Origin of the sequence: Flavobacterium sp. PL02, from assembly GCF_035013205.1 — a bacterium.
Classification (GTDB): Bacteria; Bacteroidota; Bacteroidia; order Flavobacteriales; family Flavobacteriaceae; genus Flavobacterium.
On the sequence record NZ_JAYGJP010000001.1, the window covers coordinates 522,935 to 541,159 of the forward strand.

Here is an 18,225-nt window from a genome sequence, read left to right on the forward strand (position 1 = left end):
TAGCCCCGATTGTCCCGAAGCTTCGGGAGAAATCCTTTTATCTTGATTTTTCTCAAGATAAAAGATTGGAGCGTAAAGCGGGACAGTTCGTGTTATGTAACGATTAAGTTGCGCTCCTGCAAACTTTCTTTTGGTAAAATGAAATACGTAAAATGTAGCTGTTATACTGAAACTGAAAACTGCGACTGAATACTATTCATAGCGTAAAGCTTCGATAGGGTCGAGTTGAGATGCTTTTATTGCTGGGTATAATCCTGACACAATTGCGACTGTAAAGCTGGTGCCGAATGCAGCGAAAATTGCTCCCCATGGAATTACAAATACGAATTTCATTGCTGTTGCAAAGGCTAAGCCAACTAAGATTCCGAGAATAATTCCGATTAAACCACCTAATTGTCCTATAAGTAAGGTTTCGATAAAGAATTGTACGGCAATAGTTGTTTTTTTGGCTCCGAGGGCTTTACGAACACCGATTTCTCGGGTACGCTCTGTTACCGATACTATCATGATATTCATTAAGGCTATAGAGGAACCTAAGATAGTAATGACGCTTATAATCCATGCTGCCCAACCAAGGTATTGTGTGATTCCGAGGATGCGATTAATAAGGTCGTCGCTGCGTACTACACCAAAATTATTATCACGTATTGGGCTTAATTTTCGCACACGACGCATGGTGCTTGTTGCATTATCGATGGCTTGATCCAATAATTCTTTTTTGGAAACCATTACGCTTATCGTATAGTTTATGTTTGGTGCTGTAAATAAGGAACGCGCTACCTGAATAGGAATTAATACTCGTAAATCCTGACTGTTCCCGAATGTAGATCCTTTTTCTTTAAGTACGCCAATAACTTTAAAGCGTGCGCCACGGATAGAAATGATTTTATCGATTGGGTTTACATCTTTTAATAATCCTTTCATGAAATCGGAACCTAATATACATACATAGGTATTGTTCTCGATATCAAACTGATTAAATGTTCTGCCAATGCTGGTTTCAAGACCAGAATTACCAATAAAATGTTCGTCGACTCCAAGTACTTTAATTTCAGGATCGGTTTTGGTACCAAGATATTTTACTTCGGCTGTAGATGTTGCTGTAAATGAAAGCGATGTTTCGGTAAATGGATATCTGTATTTATTCTTGAATGCAACGGCTTCGGGATAAGAAATAATAGGATTTATGATTTCTCTTTCGTTACCGCCACGGTTTCGAACTTCGTTTTCGTATTGGTTTATATTAAAGGTATTTGCTCCCATAGAAGCAAAATCGGTAGAAATAGTATTCTCTAATGCCGAAACTACAGTTAAAATCCCAACTAAAGCTGTGATGCCTATTGCAATAATTAAAACGGTAAGAATGGTACGTAATAATTGTGTTCGAATGGAACCAAATGCAATCCGGATATTTTCTTTGAATAATTTTAGCATCATACTAGTTTGTCACGAAAATACAATTTTTGTTACAAGTTTGTTTTAGAAGAGTCATTATTTATTTTAAAAAGTGAGATATTTGCACTCGATTAGAATTTAAGATTTCGAAAGTAAATCTAAAGTCTAAAATCAGCAATCTAAAATATCAAAGAGAAATGGCTTCGAAACCAAGTATTCCACAAGGAACAAGAGATTTTTCGCCTGCAGAGGTGTCAAAACGTCAATATATTATTCAAACCATAAAAAATAATTTTGAGAAGTTTGGTTTTCAACCTATTGAAACACCATCTTTTGAAAATTCCGATACTTTAATGGGGAAATATGGTGAAGAAGGTGACCGTTTGATTTTTAAAATATTGAACTCAGGTAATTTTTTCTTCAATAAAAGCAAAATTGAATTACCTGAATCTATAGAATCTCTACAAGTTAATTCTGCTGAAAAAATTGATATCAATGAAAGAATTGAGTTGAATAAATTTACAAGTAGGATTTCTGAAAAAGCATTGCGTTACGACTTAACAGTTCCTTTTGCAAGATATGTAGTGCAGCACCAAAATGAAATTGAATTTCCTTTTAAAAGATACCAAATTCAACCAGTTTGGAGAGCTGACAGACCTCAAAGAGGACGTTACAGAGAGTTTTTTCAATGTGATGCCGATGTGGTTGGTTCTAAATCATTATGGCAAGAAGTAGAGTTGGTACAATTATATGATACTGTTTTTACCTCTTTAGGTTTAAGTGGTGTAACTATAAAAATAAATAACCGAAAAATATTATCTGGAATTGCTGAGGTTATTGGTGCTTCGGATAAATTAATTGATTTTACGGTTGCGCTGGATAAGCTTGATAAAATAGGCGAAGATGGTGTGAAGAAGGAAATGATGGAGAAAGGAATTTCGGAAGAAGCGCTTGTAAAAGTGCAGCCATTATTTAGTTTTAGAGGAACGATCTCAGATAAAATTAATCAGCTTTCGGTTTTATTAGCTTCTTCTGAAGAAGGGATGAAAGGGGTAGAGGAGTTGCGTTTTATTTGTGACAATGTGTTTAACTTAGGATTGTCTACAGCAATTTTAGATTTGGATGTTACGCTTGCTCGTGGACTTAACTACTATACAGGAGCAATTTTTGAAATAGCTCCACCTAAAACTGTTGCCATGGGTTCTATCGGTGGTGGCGGAAGATACGACGATTTAACTGGTGTTTTTGGATTGAAAAACATGAGTGGTGTTGGAATCTCTTTCGGATTAGATCGTATTTATTTAGTGCTTGAGGAATTGCAATTATTTCCTGATACGGTTACGGCAACCTCTAAAGCTTTGTTTATAAACTACGGTGATAAAGAGGCTTTTTATGCGCTTAAAGCGATTCAGGAATTAAGAAAAGAAAATATAAAAGTAGAGTTGTATCCAGATAATGTAAAGGTAGGAAAACAGTTTCAGCATGCTGATAAACGTATGATTCCTTTTGCTGTTATTGCTGGTGAACAAGAAATAGAGTCGAATATGTACTCGCTTAAAAACTTACTAACGGGCGAACAAGTTTCGGTTGATTTAGAAGGGTTGAAAGCTGCTTTATTAGTATAAGAGTTTAACCGCAAAGTGTGCTAAGATTTATTTTACGCATAGAAAACACAAAGTCCGCAAAGCTAGATGAATACAAAGCTTTGCGGACTTTGTGTTTTTTGTAAAATCATACTTTTAAAAATTTTGGCGACCTTTGCGGTTATTTCACAAAGAGATTAAGTTTTTTTTAGATTGTCTATAGAGGAACGCGGATTAAGCGGATTCGCTATCGCGAAAACACGGATTAAAAGGATTTTTATCTATTATTTTTAAAAATCCTTTTAATCCGTATTTTTACTTTTGTAAATCCGTATCATCCGCGTTCCTTTCGCATAGAAAGCACAAAGTCCGCAAAGCTAGATGAATACAAAGCTTTGCGGACTTTGTGTTTTTTGTAAAATCATACTTTTAAAAATTTTGGGGACCTTTGCGGTTATTTCACAAAGAGATTAAGTTTTTTTTAGATTGTCTATAGAGGAACACAGATTAAACGGATTTTATCTATTATTTTTAAAAATCCGTTTAATCTGTGTTTTTACTTTTGTAAATCCGTATCATCCGCGTTCCTTTCGCATAGAAAACACAAAGTTCGCAAAGCCAGATAAATACAAAGCTTTGCGAACTTTGTGTTTTTATAAAGTCATACTTTTAAAAAATTTTAATGATTTTTGCGGTTGTTTCGCAGAATTTTTGTTTTGAAAGAAGAATGTAAATTTCATAAAGCTTTGGTAGTGATTGTGCTAGTGAATTATTAGCGCTGATCGGCTTAAAACTTTTTAAATTTGCGTAAAATAATTGGTGAGAAAGAAAAAAAAGCCTTTAATTTGCTGCCTTGAGTTACGGGCGTAGTTCAAGGGTAGAATAGCGGTCTCCAAAACCGTTGATGGGGGTTCGAATCCCTCCGCCCGTGCAATAAAAATATATAAAATAACAAACAAGTTATAAAATATTTTTGAGAAGCTTTCTTGGAGTTAAAGGTAAAAAGCATGAAAAAAAGCTTCGTCTATCAGGCGAAGCTTTTTTTAATATAAGGTAAAGTTGAATTAATAATTTATTATAAAGCCGAAGCTAACCTTGAATTCAATTTTTGATAGGTAATAATTAATTGTAATTAATTCAAATGTATTTATTCTAAATCGCAATTATCTTAAAATTATACTAATTTTTTTGAGAATATGATAGATTTAGATACATTGCTTAAAGACTTGATAAAGTAAGAATTTGTCAGAAGATGACAATTTGACATTTTATAAGGTTTGGCAGTACTTTTGCAATCCATAGAAAAGAATAAAAAATGAAGTTTAAGAATATTTTTAAAAATAAAAGTAATATGACTACGGAAAATACAGAAATCGATCAAGAAATAGATGACGTAACGTTAGAGAATAATGCCAATGGCGAACAGATTATTATTGAGGAATTAAGTGTAGAAGAACAACTAGCTCAAGACTTAGCAAAAGAAAAAGATAAATTTTTACGTTTGTTTGCTGAGTTTGAAAATTACAAAAAAAGAACTTCAAAAGAAAGAATAGATTTGTTTAAAACGGCTAATCAAGAGGTATTATTGGCAATGCTTCCAGTATTAGATGATTTTGACAGAGCAATGGTTGAGATCAACAAATCTGAAAATGAAACATTGACTAAAGGAGTTGAGTTAATTCACGAAAAACTTAAAGGCACATTGGTTGCTAAAGGTTTAGAGCAAATTGAAGTGAGAGCAGGAGATGCATTTAATGCTGATTATGCTGAAGCTATTACTCAAATTCCAGCACCTTCTGATAAATTGAAAGGTAAAATCGTTGATGTTATAGAAAAAGGATACAAATTAGGAGACAAAATTATTCGTTTCCCTAAAGTTGTTGTAGGAAACTAAAATGTCAAATTATAACTCCCAAATCCCAAATAAATAGTTTTGAGTCTTCAGAATTGAGTTATTTATTGGGTTTTGTTTTTTTGGAATTTAAACAATTATGAAAAAAGATTTTTACGAAATATTAGGCATTTCAAAAAATGCGGATGCTGCCGAGATCAAAAAAGCGTACCGTAAATGTGCGTTGAAATATCATCCGGATAAAAATCCAGACGACAAACAGGCAGAAGAGAACTTCAAATTGGCTGCAGAAGCGTATGAAGTTTTAAGCGACCCTAATAAAAAAGCCAAATACGATCAATACGGTCACCAAGCCTTTGATGGTTCAGGTGGTTTTGGAGGTGGTGGTCATGGTGGCATGAATATGGATGACATATTCAGTCAGTTTGGCGACATCTTCGGAGGCGGATTTGGTGGTTTCGGAGGCGGTGGAGGCCCTCGTCGTACTAAAGGAAGTAATCTTAGAATTAAAGTTAAATTAACTTTAGAAGAGGTTGCAAATGGTGTTGAGAAAAAAGTAAAAGTAAAACGTAAGGTTCAAGCCAAAGGGGTTACTTATAAAACATGTTCTACATGTAACGGTCAAGGGCAGGTAATGCGTGTGACTAATACTATTTTAGGTAGAATGCAATCAGCTTCGACTTGTCCAACTTGTGGAGGTTCTGGTCAGATTTTAGATAAAAAACCTAGCAATGCAGATTCACAAGGTATGGTTCAGGAAGATGAAACTGTATCAATCAAAATTCCTGCAGGAGTTGTTGATGGAATGCAGCTTAAAGTTTCTGGCAAAGGAAACGATGCTCCAGGAAACAGTGTTCCAGGTGATTTAATTGTTGCAATTGAAGAACTAGAGCACGAATTCTTGAAACGTGAAGGCGAAAATTTACATTACGATTTATACATAAGCTTTCCAGAAGCTGTTTTAGGTATCTCTAAAGATATTGAAGCAATTAACGGAAAAGTGAGAATTAAATTAGAAGAAGGAATTCAATCTGGAAAAATCTTAAGATTAAAAGGAAAAGGAATTCCAAGTATCAATGGATACGGAAATGGAGATTTATTGGTTCATGTGAATGTTTGGACACCAAAAACATTGAGCAAAGATCAAAAACAATTTTTTGAAAATGCTTTAACAGATGACCATTTTATTCCAAGTCCTGAGAAAACGGATAAATCATTTTTTGAAAAAGTAAAAGATATGTTTTCATAAACACATCTTATCTTTTATAAAACGTTATAATTAATTTACAAACCCATCTTAACTTTATTTAGGATGGGTTTTTTTTGTAACAATACGAAGTTTTCGCTACTAATTATTTACTTTTACACACGCGAAACCAAAAAGGTCGAGTAGTCAAGTAGACGTAGTAAACCCAAAAAAAAAGCATGAGCAACTTACTCGAAGTACATAATGTCGTAAAACAATACGGTGATTATGTTGCGCTTAACGAAGTTTCATTAAATGTTCCAAAAGGCAGTATTTACGGATTATTAGGTCCTAATGGAGCTGGGAAAACATCATTAATAAGAATTATAAATCAGATTACTTATCCAGATAGTGGGGAAGTGATTCTTGATGGTGAGAAATTACAGCCTAAACACGTTCAACATATCGGATATCTTCCTGAAGAAAGAGGATTGTATAGTTCTATGAAAGTAGGAGAGCAATGTTTGTATCTGGCTCAGATGAAAGGATTGTCTAAAGCCGAAGCTAAGAAACAATTAGAATATTGGTTTGACAGATTAGAAATTCAGGGTTGGTGGAACAAGAAAGTTCAGGAATTATCAAAAGGAATGGCACAGAAAATTCAGTTTGTGGTTTGTGTATTGCATAAACCAAAATTGTTAATTTTTGATGAGCCATTTTCTGGTTTTGACCCAGTTAATGCCAATGTCATAAAAGATGAAATTTTGGCATTAAAAGAACAAGGTTCGACTATTATTTTTTCGACACACCGAATGGAAAGTGTTGAAGAACTTTGTGATCATATTGCTTTGATTCATAAATCGAATAAACTGATAGAAGGCAAACTGATTGATGTAAAAAGACAATTTAAAACAAATAGTTTTGAAGTTGGAATATTAACAAACAATATCGAAGGATTGATGTATGATATTTCGCAGAAGTTTACCGTTTTACCAGCACATTTTAAATCATTGGGTGACGAACTAAAACTGGAAATTCAGATAGGAAATGCAACTCCAAATGAATTATTGAATTTATTAACACAACGAGGGCAAGTGACTCATTTTGTTGAGAAAATTCCAAGTGTAAATGATATTTTTATTCAAACAGTAACGAAATAGATCGTTAGACTACTTAGACTGATCTCAAAATCTAACAAGTTTAAGAAAGTCTAAGAAGTCTAAGCAGTCTAAAAATCTAACAATCTAAAATAAAAAATGAGTATTATATCATTAATTATAAAAAGAGAATTTATTTCTAAAGTCCGTAATAAGTCTTTTATCGTAATGACTTTTTTAAGTCCGTTATTGTTTGTTGCAATAGCTGCTTTTATCGGATATTTAAGTTCTATGAAAGCCGATACGAAACGTATTGCAATTTATGACGAAACGGGTTTGTTTGCTTCGGAATTTACCAAGCAAAATGCAAAAAATGTCGAGTTTAGATATCTTGATTTATCCAAAATGCCTTTGCAATCGCTAAAAGATAGTATTGCTAAAGAAAGTTTAGACGGATTGCTTTTGATTCCTAAAACTGATAAAATAAAGGATTTAGAAAGTAAAATAGAATTTATATCAAATAATAGTCCGAGTATTTCTTTTATCGAAAACACACAAAATACAATTGCCGACGAGATTACGAGAATTAATTTTCAAGAAGCAAATTTAGATACATTAGCAATAAAAAATGCACAGGCAAATGTAAATATCCATCTCGCAAAAGCATCGGGAGAAGAGAGTTTAAAAGGACTTAACGAAATAAAAATCGCAATTGGAGGTTCTTTTGGTTACTTAATAATGATGTTTATTGTTATTTATGGTAATATGGTTATGCGAAGTGTAATCGAAGAAAAAACCAATAGAATCATCGAAATTATTATTTCATCGGTAAAACCTTTTCAATTGATGATGGGTAAGATAATCGGAACTTCATTGGCAGGATTGTTACAGTTTTTAATTTGGGCTGTAATAGGATTTGCTCTAATGTTTGCAGCATCAGCATTTTTTGGAGTAAATGTTGGGCCAACGGCTAAGATTCCGCCAGAGTTAATGGCTACTGCACAAAAAGAACTCGTAGGTACAGCCCAAATGTATATTAATGAATTATGGAGTTTGCCAATTGCAAGCATTCTAATTGGGTTTGTGGTTTATTTTATAGGAGGATATTTTTTATATAGTTCGTTTTATGCGGCTATTGGAGCAGCGGTTGATAACCAAACTGACTCGCAACAATTTCTTTTGCCTATCATTATGCCATTAATTTTGAGTGTTTATATCGGTTTCTTTACTGTTGTAAATGATCCACACGGGACAGTTGCAGTAGTGTTTTCTATGATTCCACTTACTTCACCAATTGTTATGTTAATGCGACTTCCGTTTGGAGTGCCTTGGTGGCAAATACTTATTTCCGTAACTTTATTGTTAGCTTCATTTTTGGCAGTAGTTTGGTTTGCTGCCAAAATATACCGAGTAGGAATATTAATGTATGGTAAGAAACCAACATGGAAGGAATTATATAAATGGCTGAAGTATTAGTTGCAAAGATTTTTGAACGTTTGAAGTTAAACTATCTATAAGAATTACACAAAAGGCATAAAAAAATATAATAACAAAGGTTCAAAGGTAAGAAGCGACAAAGATTTTAAACTTTGTACCTTTGAACCTTTGCAACTTAGAACCTCAAAAAAAGATACGGAGCAACAAAGGGACAAAGGTTTTTAGACTTTGTGCCTTTGTTCTTTTTTAACCTTTGCGGTTAATATTAAAATAATAATAAAGCTGTAAGGTTATAAAGCGACAAAGATTTTAAACTTTGTACCTTTGGGCCTTTGCAACTTAGAACCTCAAAAGAAATGAGTAAAATATTAATTATAGAAGACGAAGCAGCTATTCGTAGAGTACTTACCAAGATTTTATCAGAAGAGAATGATAGCTATCAGGTTGAGGAGGCAGAAGATGGTGTTTCGGGTCTTGAAAAGATAAAAAACAACGATTACGATTTGGTTTTGTGCGATATCAAAATGCCAAAGATGGATGGTGTTGAGGTATTAGAAGAAGTAAAAAAAATCAAACCTGAGATTCCGATGGTTATGATATCAGGTCATGGCGATATGGAAACGGCAATTCATACGATGCGTCTTGGAGCTTTTGATTACATATCAAAACCACCAGATTTAAACCGTTTATTAAATACAGTTCGTAATGCTTTAGACAGAAAAAAACTTGTTGTAGAAAACAAGATTTTAAAGAAAAAAGTAAGTAAGAATTACGAAATGATTGGTGATAGTGAAGCTATAAGTCATATTAAAATTATGATTGAAAAGGTAGCCGAAACGGAAGCCAGAGTTTTGATTACTGGACCTAACGGAACAGGAAAAGAACTGGTAGCACACCAATTGCATGAAAAAAGTGCACGTTCTAATTTCCCTTTAATCGAAGTAAACTGTGCTGCAATTCCGAGCGAGTTAATCGAAAGTGAATTGTTTGGTCACGTAAAAGGAGCTTTTACATCGGCGGTTAAAGATAGAGCAGGAAAATTTGAAGCTGCAGATAAAGGAACAATCTTCCTGGATGAAATTGGAGATATGAGTCTTTCGGCTCAAGCCAAAGTGTTACGTGCTTTGCAAGAAAGTATGATTACAAGAGTAGGAGCAGAGAAAGATATCAAAGTAGATGTTAGGGTAGTTGCTGCAACCAATAAAGATTTAAAAACAGAAATTGCCGAAGGTCGTTTCCGTGAAGATTTATACCACCGTCTGGCAGTGATCTTGATTAAAGTTCCGCCATTAAATGACAGGAGAGAAGATATTCCGGCTTTGATTTCGCATTTTGCCGAAAAAATAGCTTCAGAACAAGGAAATACAGTGAAGATATTTTCGCCTCAAGCGATAAAACTTTTGCAAGAATATGATTGGACAGGAAACATCAGGGAGTTACGAAATGTTGTAGAGCGCCTTATTATATTAGGAGGAAGCGAAATTTCGGAAACAGATGTAAAGATGTTCGCAAGTAAATAGATGCTTCGCGCAATAGGCTTTAAGCTAAATGCTTTAAGCTATTAATATTATTATAAATAATTTTTGCTTGAAGCATTTAGCTTAAAGCTTAAAGCATTAAAAAGATGAAACTAAAAAAAATAAACGAAAAGTTACAGGAGGCGTTAATCGCAAACGGTTTAACCGAAGCTAATACATTACAACAAGAAACTTTTTCTACGCTAAAAAGTGGTGCGGATTGTATTATTGTTGCTCCAAAAGGAAGCGGAAAATCTACTACAATTGTTCTAAATGTTATTCAGCAATTGACAGGTAAAAATGAAGAATCTCCTCGTGCTTTGATTATCGTAGAAGATAAAGCAAAGGTGTTGGAAATGGAAGAGCTTTTTGAGAAATACGGTAAGTATAGTGACCTTGAGGTTTATGGTGTGCATGACAAAGGCGATATGGATTATGATAAAAACTACATCTCAACAGGAGTTGATGTTTTAATCGGAACACCAAATAAACTAAGCGATATGTTTACTACTGCGGGATATAATGTAAACCGTTTGAAGATGTTTATCCTGGATGATGCAAACCCAATTTTGAAATTACGTCATGAAACTAAAATCATGCGTATTTCTAATAGTATTACTAAAACACAGCGTATTATTTTTGCAGAACAACTGACAGAAAGTATTGATATTTTGGCAGATAAAATGTTACTTGAGCCTTATTTATTCGAAATCGATGAGGACGATGAGGATGAGGATGAGGATGAAGAAGAGGATATTGAAGAATAGACTAGATTAAAAATAAGATGATGTATAATAAATGGAAATTTTTAAAACACTTAGATTTTTGATTGTAATAGTTTTAGGATTGCTGTTTATTGTTTATTTGTCTGTTGTTTCATATATCTATTTTAATCAGGCAGGTATGGTTTTTCAAAACTCCAAACTCCCTGAGAATTTTAAATTTGAATACCAACAAAATTTTGAAGAACTCAATATTCGTTCTTTTGATGGTGTAAATTTGAATGGTTTGTTATTTAAAACTGAAAGTCCAAAAGGATTGATTTTTTATCTTCACGGAAACGCAGGTACTCTGGATACGTGGGGAAGTATAGCAAATGTTTATACGAGTTTGGGATATGATATTTTTATCTTAGATTATAGAAGTTTTGGAAAAAGCGGAGGAAAGATTGATGATGAAGATCAATTAAACAAAGATATTTCGGTAGTTTATAAAAAACTATGTGAGAGATATAGTGAAAACAAAATCATCATTGCTGGCTATTCAATAGGAAGTGGTCTTGCGACGATTTTGGCATCAAATAATAAGCCTAAAGCATTAATTCTTCAGGCGCCATATTATAGTTTTACAGAATTAACAGGTAGTAAAGTTCCTTTTTTTCCTGATTTCATGAAAAAATTTAATTTTGAAACGCATGATTATTTTAAAAAGATAAAGGTGCCAATTTATATTTTTCATGGAGATCAAGATCAATTAATTCCTTTTTCTAATTCGGTTAGATTAAGTAAATTATTAAAATCGAATGGGTATCTTTATGTATTAAAAGGACAGAATCATATTGGAATAAATGAAAATGAAGATTTTCAAAATCAATTAAAAACAATAGTATTAAAATAAATAGGATATGGGACTAATGAAAGTGTTTTCGGGAAGTGAGATTTTAGCGCAAGCTTTACAACAAAAATTAGAAGAGGCGCAAGTAGATACAGTAATTAAAAACAATATCCAATCGGCTCGTTTAGGTGGTTTTGGTAATACAGATTTGGCTGTTGAGGTATTTATTCAAGAGACAGATTTTGCAAAAGCAAATCCTATTATCGAAGACTTTAGAATGAGTCTTTAATTTAAGTAATTAGGCTCAGTTTACAGTCTCAGTAATCACAGTGAACTTAAAGTCACAGTTTTTAGTTTCAGTAAGTACTGAAAACTGTAACTGAAAACTGAAGACTGAATCTACTACTGAAAACTAAAAAAAATGCAATATAAAATGCTGGTTTTAGACATGGATGATACCTTGTTGACCGATGACCATAAAATTTCGGATATAAATAAAGAAATGCTTCTTAAAGCTCAGGCGATGGGAGTTTATGTAGTTTTGGCTTCTGGCAGACCAACTTCGGCGATGACTGCTTTTGCAAAAGAACTGGAATTAGATTTAAATCATTCCTATATGATTTCGTTTAACGGAGCTGTTATTAGTAATGTAAAAGATGATGAAATTCTTTTTGAACAAACTTTGTCAAAAGAACAAATTCACGAATTGTACGATTACAGTTTAAAGAACAAAACGCATATTATTACCTATTTAAATAATGAGATCATCAGTGAAACTGATTCGGAATTTATTGAAATAGAAAAGACTATTACTGGTTTAAAACACCATAAGGTAGCAAGTTTTAAGGAAGCTGTTAATACCGCTGCTGTAAAATGTATTTTGCTCGAAGAACCAAGTTATTTAAAAGGACTTGAGGCTGATTTAAAAGCAGCAATGCCTCACTTAAGTGTAGCAATGTCTAAACCCTTTTTCCTGGAAGTAGCTCAAAACGGAATCGATAAAGCGGCAAGTTTAAAGCTTTTGGCAGCAAAATTAGATATTCATCAAAGCGAAATCATTGCTGTAGGAAATGCAGGTAATGATTTGTCGATGATAGAATATGCAGGTTTAGGAGTTTGGGTAGATAATGTTACGCCCGAATTAAGAGATAGAGCAGATGTTATTGTAGCATCAAATAATAATCACGGTGTTGCCGAAGTGGTGCAACGATATATCTTAAATTAATGAAAACTTCAATTGAAACAGAACGATTATTACTAAGAGAATTCCTCACTACAGATGATGAGGGAATGTTTAAGCTAGATTCTAACCCAAATGTGCATAGATATGTAGGGAATAAACCCGTTACCCATATTGACGAAAGTCGCGCTTATATTAAAAATGTTTTGCAACAATATCAGGATAATGGGACAGGGCGTTGGGCAGTAGTTCTTAAGGAAACCAATACTTTTATTGGTTGGTCTGGAATAAAGTTTATTACTGATATGATCAATAATCACCAGAATTTCTACGAAATAGGATATCGTTTTATTGAGGAATATTGGGGTAAAGGATATGCTACTGAAGCTGGAAAAGCTTTTATAGATTATGCTTTTAATGAAATGAAAGTTGACGCAATTTATGCTTACGCAGATGCAGGAAATAGTGGTTCGAGAAGTATTCTTGAAAAGCTTGGACTGCAGTATACAAATTCCTTTATGCTTGATGGCGATGAGGAAGTTTGGTATGAACTAAAAAATCCTAATCTTTAGTTTAAAATACACCCAAATTTTTACAAACTATTGTTTTTAACGCAGTAACAAAATGTAGGTAAAGTTGTTACCGAATTTTGGTATGTAAAGATTTGGGTGATTGAGTTCGTTATATGATAACGATATTTTTTATAGAACTTATTTTTTTGCTACAGAAATAAAATATTTATTTCCATCTCCCATTGTAAGTTTTACACGTTCGTCGCAAACATCAATAGAGTAATTAGCATTCTCGTAACAAGTACAAGTTGTATTTTTATCTTTAGACATTTCGGTTTTACAGTTGTTGCTTTTGTATGTAGACAATTGTGGTGTGTATAACGACACTAAATCAGTCGAAGCAGTTACTAATGATATGATACTTGCTGTATTACCATTTGCAATTCTATAAACGATTCTGTCAGTATAAGAAATGTCGTTTACAGTTACTTTTCTGATGTAGGTAAAAGCAGTAGAACCTTCTTCAACAGATTTTACTTCAAATTTAAATCCGATACTACGGATTTCGATATCAAATTTTGATTGAGAATTATAACTCGCCCAAGAAGTAAGTGTAGCAATAGTAGGAAACGGATTTGTAGTTGTACTAGCAGTTTGTGCCTGTGCTCCAAAAATAGTTAATAGCATTAATAAGATTGTGGGGAAAAATGCTTTCATTTTATTTTTTAAATTAATTTAAATACCTACTCTATATGGTTTTCGGCTTGCCCATTTATGTTTTTGTGTTCAATAAAGAATTGCAACAACTTTATGAAAAATAGTTAACGCCAATTGTTGTTAAATAGTATTGTTTTTACCACATTTTTCGTGGTGTGAATTTAAGGCGAATATTTACGCGAACAAAGCGTATAATAGGAAAACTTTAGTTTTTTAATTCATTTTTTAAAAAAGCCCGCATCTTGTTAATATCCATTTAATTGAGAGAATTTTATTTATAGATAATAATGCTAAAAAAAGTATTTAAGATGGGTAAAAATAAGATTTGTCTGTAGTTTAAAAACTTTTTATGTTCTTTTTGGGACTTCATTTTGCAGTTTTTTTTCTTAATTGAGGTTTCATTGAGTCAAAATGACACTTTTATTCTGTTTTTTATAAAATTTAGGTTCTGTTTTTGGTTAAAAGTAAAATCAGTATTGGTTTTTAAGTATTTTTTGAAGGAAGTAAATGTTGGTACATGGCAAAATATTGATATATAGCCAATTATTGATTTCGTTTTGAAGAATATTGTACGTAAATTTGCAAACTCTTTTGAAAAGAGATAAATTATAATAAATACTACTTAAAACGTAGTTTATTGCCATGGAAAATAGAAAAAAAGTTGCTTTTTATACGCTTGGATGTAAACTGAATTTTTCAGAAACATCTACAATTGCTAGAAATTTTCAGGATGAAGGTTTCGATCGTGTCGATTTTGAAGATGTTGCTGATATATATGTAATCAACACCTGTTCGGTTACTGATAATGCCGATAAGCAGTTTAAGCAGGTTGTAAAAAAGGCGATGAAACTTAACGATAAAGCGTTTGTTGCTGCTTTAGGTTGTTATGCGCAGCTTAAACCCGAAGAATTAGCATCGGTAGATGGTGTTGATTTGGTTCTGGGAGCAACCGAGAAGTTTAAAATCACGGATTATATCAATGATTTGAGCAAAAACGATATGGGCGAAGTGCATTCTTGCGAAATATCTGAAGCTGATTTTTATGTAGGAAGTTACTCGATTGGTGATAGAACCCGTGCTTTCTTAAAAGTACAAGATGGTTGCGATTACAAATGTACTTATTGCACAATCCCACTTGCAAGAGGAATTTCTCGTAGTGATGCTTTGGAAAACGTATTGCAAAATGCCAAAGAAATATCATCTCAAAATATCAAAGAAATTGTTCTGACTGGAGTTAATATTGGTGATTACGGAAAAGGAGAATTCGGAAATAAAAAACACGAACATACTTTTCTGGATTTAGTTCAGGCTTTGGATAAAGTAGAAGGAATTGAGCGTTTGAGAATCTCTTCGATTGAACCAAACTTACTTAAGAATGAAACAATTGAATTTGTATCTAAAAGCAGAACTTTTGTTCCTCATTTTCATATTCCGTTGCAATCGGGAAGTAATGATATTTTAAAATTAATGAAGCGTCGTTACCTTCGTGAAGTATATACGGAACGAGTGAATAAAATTCGTGAAGTTATGCCGCATGCTTGTATAGGTGTCGATGTAATTGTTGGGTTTCCTGGAGAAACAGATGAGCATTTCCTTGAGACTTATCATTTCTTAAACGAAATGGATATATCTTATTTACACGTTTTTACTTATTCTGAACGTGATAATACTGAGGCTGTAAATATGGCTGGAGTTGTTCCTGCAAATGTGCGCTCAAAACGTAGCAAAATGTTACGCGGATTATCGGTTAAAAAACGTCGTGCTTTTTACGAAAGTCAATTAGGAGCTAATAAAACGGTGCTTTTTGAAAGTGAAAACAAAGAAGGATACATTCATGGATTTACCGAGAATTACGTAAAAGTAAAAACGCCTTGGAATCCTGAATTAGTAAATACGCTACATGAAATAAATCTGACTACGATTGATGAAGATGGTAGTGTGCGATTAGAGTTTGTAAATAAATTAGCGGAAGCTTAAAAGAGAGAAAAGACTGAGGAGAAGCAAGAGGCAAGATTTACGAGATTCTAGAAGTATGAATTGTAACTTATTTGTCTAATTGAGCGGAGTCGAAATTTATATAAACGAAAATAGAAATTCTATAAAATAATAAAACCCCTTTTGCAAGGGGTTTTGTTGTATATAATTGTTAGGTCTGATTAAGGATTTGTAGACCAAATACTGCTGTTTTTTATAAAAACTCTACGGTTTAATTTAAGTTGAGCAATGATTAGTTCTGCGATATCCTCAGATTGCATTACTTTTTCAGGATTACCATCTGTAAGTTTTAATTCTTTAGCCATATCGGTTGCTACAGTACTTGGTGTTAAAGCTGTAACTCGAATATTGTGTTTTCTCATTTCTTGCATTAAAGAATCTGTTAGTCCTAGAACTGCAAATTTAGAAGCGCTATAAGCACTTGTTAATGCATTTCCGTTTAATCCTGCAGTCGATGAAATATTGATGATGTCTCCTACTTGGTTTTCAATCATATTTGGTAAAACGGCACGGGTTACATAATATGTTCCCATTAAGTTTACTTGGATGATTCTTTCCCAAGCTGCAGGTTCTAATTCTAAGAAATTACCAAAAGCAGCAATTCCAGCATTATTAATTAAAATATCGATGGTTTTAAACTCGGCTATTGCTTTTTCTATTGCTTTGTTTACAGAATTAATGTCTGCTACATCGGCAGTTATTGCTAAGGATTTTACTCCAAAAGCATTTATTTCGGTAGCAACAGCATCAATATCAGCTTGAGTTCTTGCCAATAAAATTACATTTACACCTTCTTTTGCTAAAGCAATTGCAACAGCTTTTCCTATTCCTTTTCCAGCACCAGTAATTAGGGCATTTTTATTTTTTAGATTACTCATATTAGTTATTTTAATGTACTGTAAAGTACGATTTGTTTGAATCGTTTGTCATACAAAAATACTTATTTTCAACTTTGGAAGTGGCTTTTAATAGGGATTCTTAATATAAAATTAACTGGATTTCTACTATTACGTTTTCGCTTTTTATTTTAAAGTGTGTTAAGTTTTATTGCTATATATGCGTTGAGTGTATTGCATGAAAATTTTATTTAACACATAGAAACATAGATTTTATGTAAAAAAAGAATGCAAAAAGAAATACATTTCTTTCGCATAGTTGGCTTTGTGTTTTTAAATAAGTGAAATGTCTTTTTTTAAGAGAATAAAATCGATGTTTCTATTATATGTTTTATAGTTATCTTTAAATAAAGAAACAAATGCAGAAAATTATGTAATGCTTTTTTCTATTTAAAAAGTCAAATTTGTAATAAACACATTTATTATGAAAAAGATACTTCTTATTTTAACTATAGCAATTCTGTCCTTTTCTTGTAAAAAGAATGAGACTCCAGAGATTAAAGAAATAGAAATACGCAAAAAGCCAACGGCGATTTCTTATCATATCGAGAATAGAAAAGATTGGTTGAAGGCCAATACTACAAATGATGCACAGCTAGGTATTCTTGCAGCTGTTAACCGAACTGACAAAGCAAATTTTGCAAAAATGGATTCTATTATAGTTCCATCGGATTTAAATGAAAAGGTAGAGAACTATCTTCCGTTTCCGCTGACAGTTCCGTATTTGAGGGATGTTGATAAGATAATCTTCTTTTCGTATCCATCGCAAACATTTGCTGCTTACGAGAAAGGACAATTGGTTTATACAGGACAGACTAATATGGGAAGAAAAAAAGATCCAACTCCAACGGGACTTTTTTATACCAATTGGAAAGCCGAAAAAACGACTAGTACTTTTAACGATGAGTGGGAGTTACGCTGGAATTTTAATATAGAAAACAAGAAAGGTGTTGGTTTTCATCAATATGCTTTGCCAGGATATCCAGCTTCTCATTCTTGCTTAAGGCTTCAGGAAAAAGATGCTCGGTATCTTTATGATTGGGCTAATCAATGGGTATTGGCAGATAAAGAGAATGTAAAGGTTAAAGGAACTCCAGTAATTGTTTTTGGGTCTTATGATTTTGACGGAAAGAAACCTTGGCTACAATTAGTTAAAGATCCGCTGGCTTTGGAAATTTCGAAAGAAGAAATAGAAAAAGAAGCAACACCTTTCTTAGACAAGATTCTGACAGAACAGAAGAATAGAGAAGCGTATCAGAATAACAAATAATATAAAAGCCATGAATTCCTTTTATCGGAGTAAT

At 32.9% G+C, this 18,225-nt stretch carries 16 protein-coding genes and 1 tRNA gene; 14 read left to right on the forward strand and 3 right to left on the reverse strand.

What is annotated here, in order from left to right; all coding sequences use genetic code 11:
- Nucleotides 1-192: 192 nt before the first annotated feature.
- Nucleotides 193-1,437 (reverse strand): ABC transporter permease, encoded by a 1,245-nt coding sequence (locus SHI72_RS02175; RefSeq protein WP_323488904.1) that lies wholly within the window; start codon nucleotides 1,435-1,437, stop codon nucleotides 193-195.
- Nucleotides 1,438-1,592: 155 nt separating this feature from the next.
- On the opposite strand from SHI72_RS02175, the gene hisS reads away from it, so the two are divergent.
- The 12 genes from hisS to SHI72_RS02235 all read left to right on the forward strand — a co-directional run bounded on the left by hisS (nucleotide 1,593) and on the right by SHI72_RS02235 (nucleotide 13,373).
- Nucleotides 1,593-3,020 (forward strand): histidine--tRNA ligase, encoded by a 1,428-nt coding sequence (gene hisS / locus SHI72_RS02180; RefSeq protein ID WP_323488905.1) that lies wholly within the window; start codon nucleotides 1,593-1,595, stop codon nucleotides 3,018-3,020.
- An 818-nt stretch (nucleotides 3,021-3,838) separates the two neighbouring features.
- Nucleotides 3,839-3,909 (forward strand) — tRNA-Trp (locus SHI72_RS02185).
- 384 nt (nucleotides 3,910-4,293) lie between these two features.
- Nucleotides 4,294-4,872 carry a nucleotide exchange factor GrpE gene (locus SHI72_RS02190; protein WP_039111297.1) on the forward strand — a complete coding sequence of 193 codons (579 nt, stop codon included), beginning with the start codon at nucleotides 4,294-4,296 and terminating at the stop codon, nucleotides 4,870-4,872.
- A 97-nt stretch (nucleotides 4,873-4,969) separates the two neighbouring features.
- On the forward strand, nucleotides 4,970-6,079 hold the full coding sequence (gene dnaJ / locus SHI72_RS02195; RefSeq protein WP_323488906.1) for a molecular chaperone DnaJ: 1,110 nt from the start codon (nucleotides 4,970-4,972) through the stop codon (nucleotides 6,077-6,079).
- A gap of 176 nt (nucleotides 6,080-6,255) precedes the next feature.
- Nucleotides 6,256-7,176, forward strand: coding sequence for an ATP-binding cassette domain-containing protein (locus SHI72_RS02200; RefSeq protein WP_323488907.1), 921 nt, complete (start codon nucleotides 6,256-6,258; stop codon nucleotides 7,174-7,176).
- 96 nt (nucleotides 7,177-7,272) lie between these two features.
- Nucleotides 7,273-8,589: an ABC transporter permease gene (locus tag SHI72_RS02205; RefSeq protein ID WP_323488908.1), complete on the forward strand. Its 1,317-nt coding sequence runs from the start codon at nucleotides 7,273-7,275 to the stop codon at nucleotides 8,587-8,589.
- Nucleotides 8,590-8,906: 317 nt separating this feature from the next.
- Nucleotides 8,907-10,070, forward strand: a complete 1,164-nt coding sequence (locus SHI72_RS02210; RefSeq protein ID WP_039111292.1) for a sigma-54-dependent transcriptional regulator — start codon at nucleotides 8,907-8,909, stop codon at nucleotides 10,068-10,070.
- Between the two features lie 104 nt (nucleotides 10,071-10,174).
- Entirely contained in the window at nucleotides 10,175-10,834 is a 660-nt protein-coding gene (locus tag SHI72_RS02215; RefSeq protein ID WP_323488909.1) for a DEAD/DEAH box helicase, read from the forward strand.
- A 58-nt stretch (nucleotides 10,835-10,892) separates the two neighbouring features.
- A complete protein-coding gene (locus SHI72_RS02220) occupies nucleotides 10,893-11,684 on the forward strand; it encodes an alpha/beta hydrolase (protein WP_323488910.1) in 792 nt (263 codons plus the stop codon).
- A gap of 7 nt (nucleotides 11,685-11,691) precedes the next feature.
- Nucleotides 11,692-11,910 (forward strand): putative signal transducing protein, encoded by a 219-nt coding sequence (locus SHI72_RS02225; protein ID WP_035622589.1) that lies wholly within the window; start codon nucleotides 11,692-11,694, stop codon nucleotides 11,908-11,910.
- A gap of 132 nt (nucleotides 11,911-12,042) precedes the next feature.
- On the forward strand, nucleotides 12,043-12,846 hold the full coding sequence (locus SHI72_RS02230) for a Cof-type HAD-IIB family hydrolase (RefSeq protein ID WP_323488911.1): 804 nt from the start codon (nucleotides 12,043-12,045) through the stop codon (nucleotides 12,844-12,846).
- Nucleotides 12,846-13,373 carry a GNAT family N-acetyltransferase gene (locus SHI72_RS02235; RefSeq protein ID WP_323488912.1) on the forward strand — a complete coding sequence of 176 codons (528 nt, stop codon included), beginning with the start codon at nucleotides 12,846-12,848 and terminating at the stop codon, nucleotides 13,371-13,373. The genes SHI72_RS02230 and SHI72_RS02235 overlap by 1 nt, the downstream gene beginning before the upstream one ends.
- Before the next feature lie 138 nt (nucleotides 13,374-13,511).
- Here SHI72_RS02235 and SHI72_RS02240 read toward each other — a convergent pair whose 3' ends face one another.
- Nucleotides 13,512-14,030 carry a hypothetical protein gene (locus SHI72_RS02240; RefSeq protein ID WP_039111285.1) on the reverse strand — a complete coding sequence of 173 codons (519 nt, stop codon included), beginning with the start codon at nucleotides 14,028-14,030 and terminating at the stop codon, nucleotides 13,512-13,514.
- A gap of 642 nt (nucleotides 14,031-14,672) precedes the next feature.
- Here SHI72_RS02240 and mtaB point away from each other — a divergent pair.
- Nucleotides 14,673-16,007 carry a tRNA (N(6)-L-threonylcarbamoyladenosine(37)-C(2))-methylthiotransferase MtaB gene (mtaB, locus tag SHI72_RS02245; RefSeq protein ID WP_323488913.1) on the forward strand — a complete coding sequence of 445 codons (1,335 nt, stop codon included), beginning with the start codon at nucleotides 14,673-14,675 and terminating at the stop codon, nucleotides 16,005-16,007.
- 179 nt (nucleotides 16,008-16,186) lie between these two features.
- On the opposite strand, the gene SHI72_RS02250 is transcribed toward mtaB, so the two are convergent.
- Nucleotides 16,187-16,903: a 3-ketoacyl-ACP reductase gene (locus tag SHI72_RS02250; protein ID WP_323488914.1), complete on the reverse strand. Its 717-nt coding sequence runs from the start codon at nucleotides 16,901-16,903 to the stop codon at nucleotides 16,187-16,189.
- 442 nt (nucleotides 16,904-17,345) lie between these two features.
- On the opposite strand from SHI72_RS02250, the gene SHI72_RS02255 reads away from it, so the two are divergent.
- Complete coding sequence (locus SHI72_RS02255) at nucleotides 17,346-18,191, forward strand: L,D-transpeptidase (RefSeq protein WP_323488915.1); 846 nt, start codon at nucleotides 17,346-17,348, stop codon at nucleotides 18,189-18,191.
- Nucleotides 18,192-18,225: the final 34 nt, after the last annotated feature.

What these genes read in the sequence shown, in the direction of transcription:
- SHI72_RS02225 (WP_035622589.1), top strand. Translation starts at nt 11,692, where the DNA reads ATGGGACTAATGAAAGTGTTTTCGGGAAGTGAGATTTTAGCGCAAGCT.
- SHI72_RS02205 (WP_323488908.1), top strand. Translation starts at nt 7,273, where the DNA reads ATGAGTATTATATCATTAATTATAAAAAGAGAATTTATTTCTAAAGTC.
- SHI72_RS02250 (WP_323488914.1), bottom strand. Translation starts at nt 16,903, where the DNA reads ATGAGTAATCTAAAAAATAAAAATGCCCTAATTACTGGTGCTGGAAAA.
- SHI72_RS02175 (WP_323488904.1), bottom strand. Translation starts at nt 1,437, where the DNA reads ATGATGCTAAAATTATTCAAAGAAAATATCCGGATTGCATTTGGTTCC.
- SHI72_RS02190 (WP_039111297.1), top strand. Translation starts at nt 4,294, where the DNA reads ATGAAGTTTAAGAATATTTTTAAAAATAAAAGTAATATGACTACGGAA.
- hisS (WP_323488905.1), top strand. Translation starts at nt 1,593, where the DNA reads ATGGCTTCGAAACCAAGTATTCCACAAGGAACAAGAGATTTTTCGCCT.
- SHI72_RS02230 (WP_323488911.1), top strand. Translation starts at nt 12,043, where the DNA reads ATGCAATATAAAATGCTGGTTTTAGACATGGATGATACCTTGTTGACC.
- mtaB (WP_323488913.1), top strand. Translation starts at nt 14,673, where the DNA reads ATGGAAAATAGAAAAAAAGTTGCTTTTTATACGCTTGGATGTAAACTG.
- SHI72_RS02200 (WP_323488907.1), top strand. Translation starts at nt 6,256, where the DNA reads ATGAGCAACTTACTCGAAGTACATAATGTCGTAAAACAATACGGTGAT.
- dnaJ (WP_323488906.1), top strand. Translation starts at nt 4,970, where the DNA reads ATGAAAAAAGATTTTTACGAAATATTAGGCATTTCAAAAAATGCGGAT.
- SHI72_RS02210 (WP_039111292.1), top strand. Translation starts at nt 8,907, where the DNA reads ATGAGTAAAATATTAATTATAGAAGACGAAGCAGCTATTCGTAGAGTA.
- SHI72_RS02215 (WP_323488909.1), top strand. Translation starts at nt 10,175, where the DNA reads ATGAAACTAAAAAAAATAAACGAAAAGTTACAGGAGGCGTTAATCGCA.
- SHI72_RS02255 (WP_323488915.1), top strand. Translation starts at nt 17,346, where the DNA reads ATGAAAAAGATACTTCTTATTTTAACTATAGCAATTCTGTCCTTTTCT.
- SHI72_RS02235 (WP_323488912.1), top strand. Translation starts at nt 12,846, where the DNA reads ATGAAAACTTCAATTGAAACAGAACGATTATTACTAAGAGAATTCCTC.
- SHI72_RS02240 (WP_039111285.1), bottom strand. Translation starts at nt 14,030, where the DNA reads ATGAAAGCATTTTTCCCCACAATCTTATTAATGCTATTAACTATTTTT.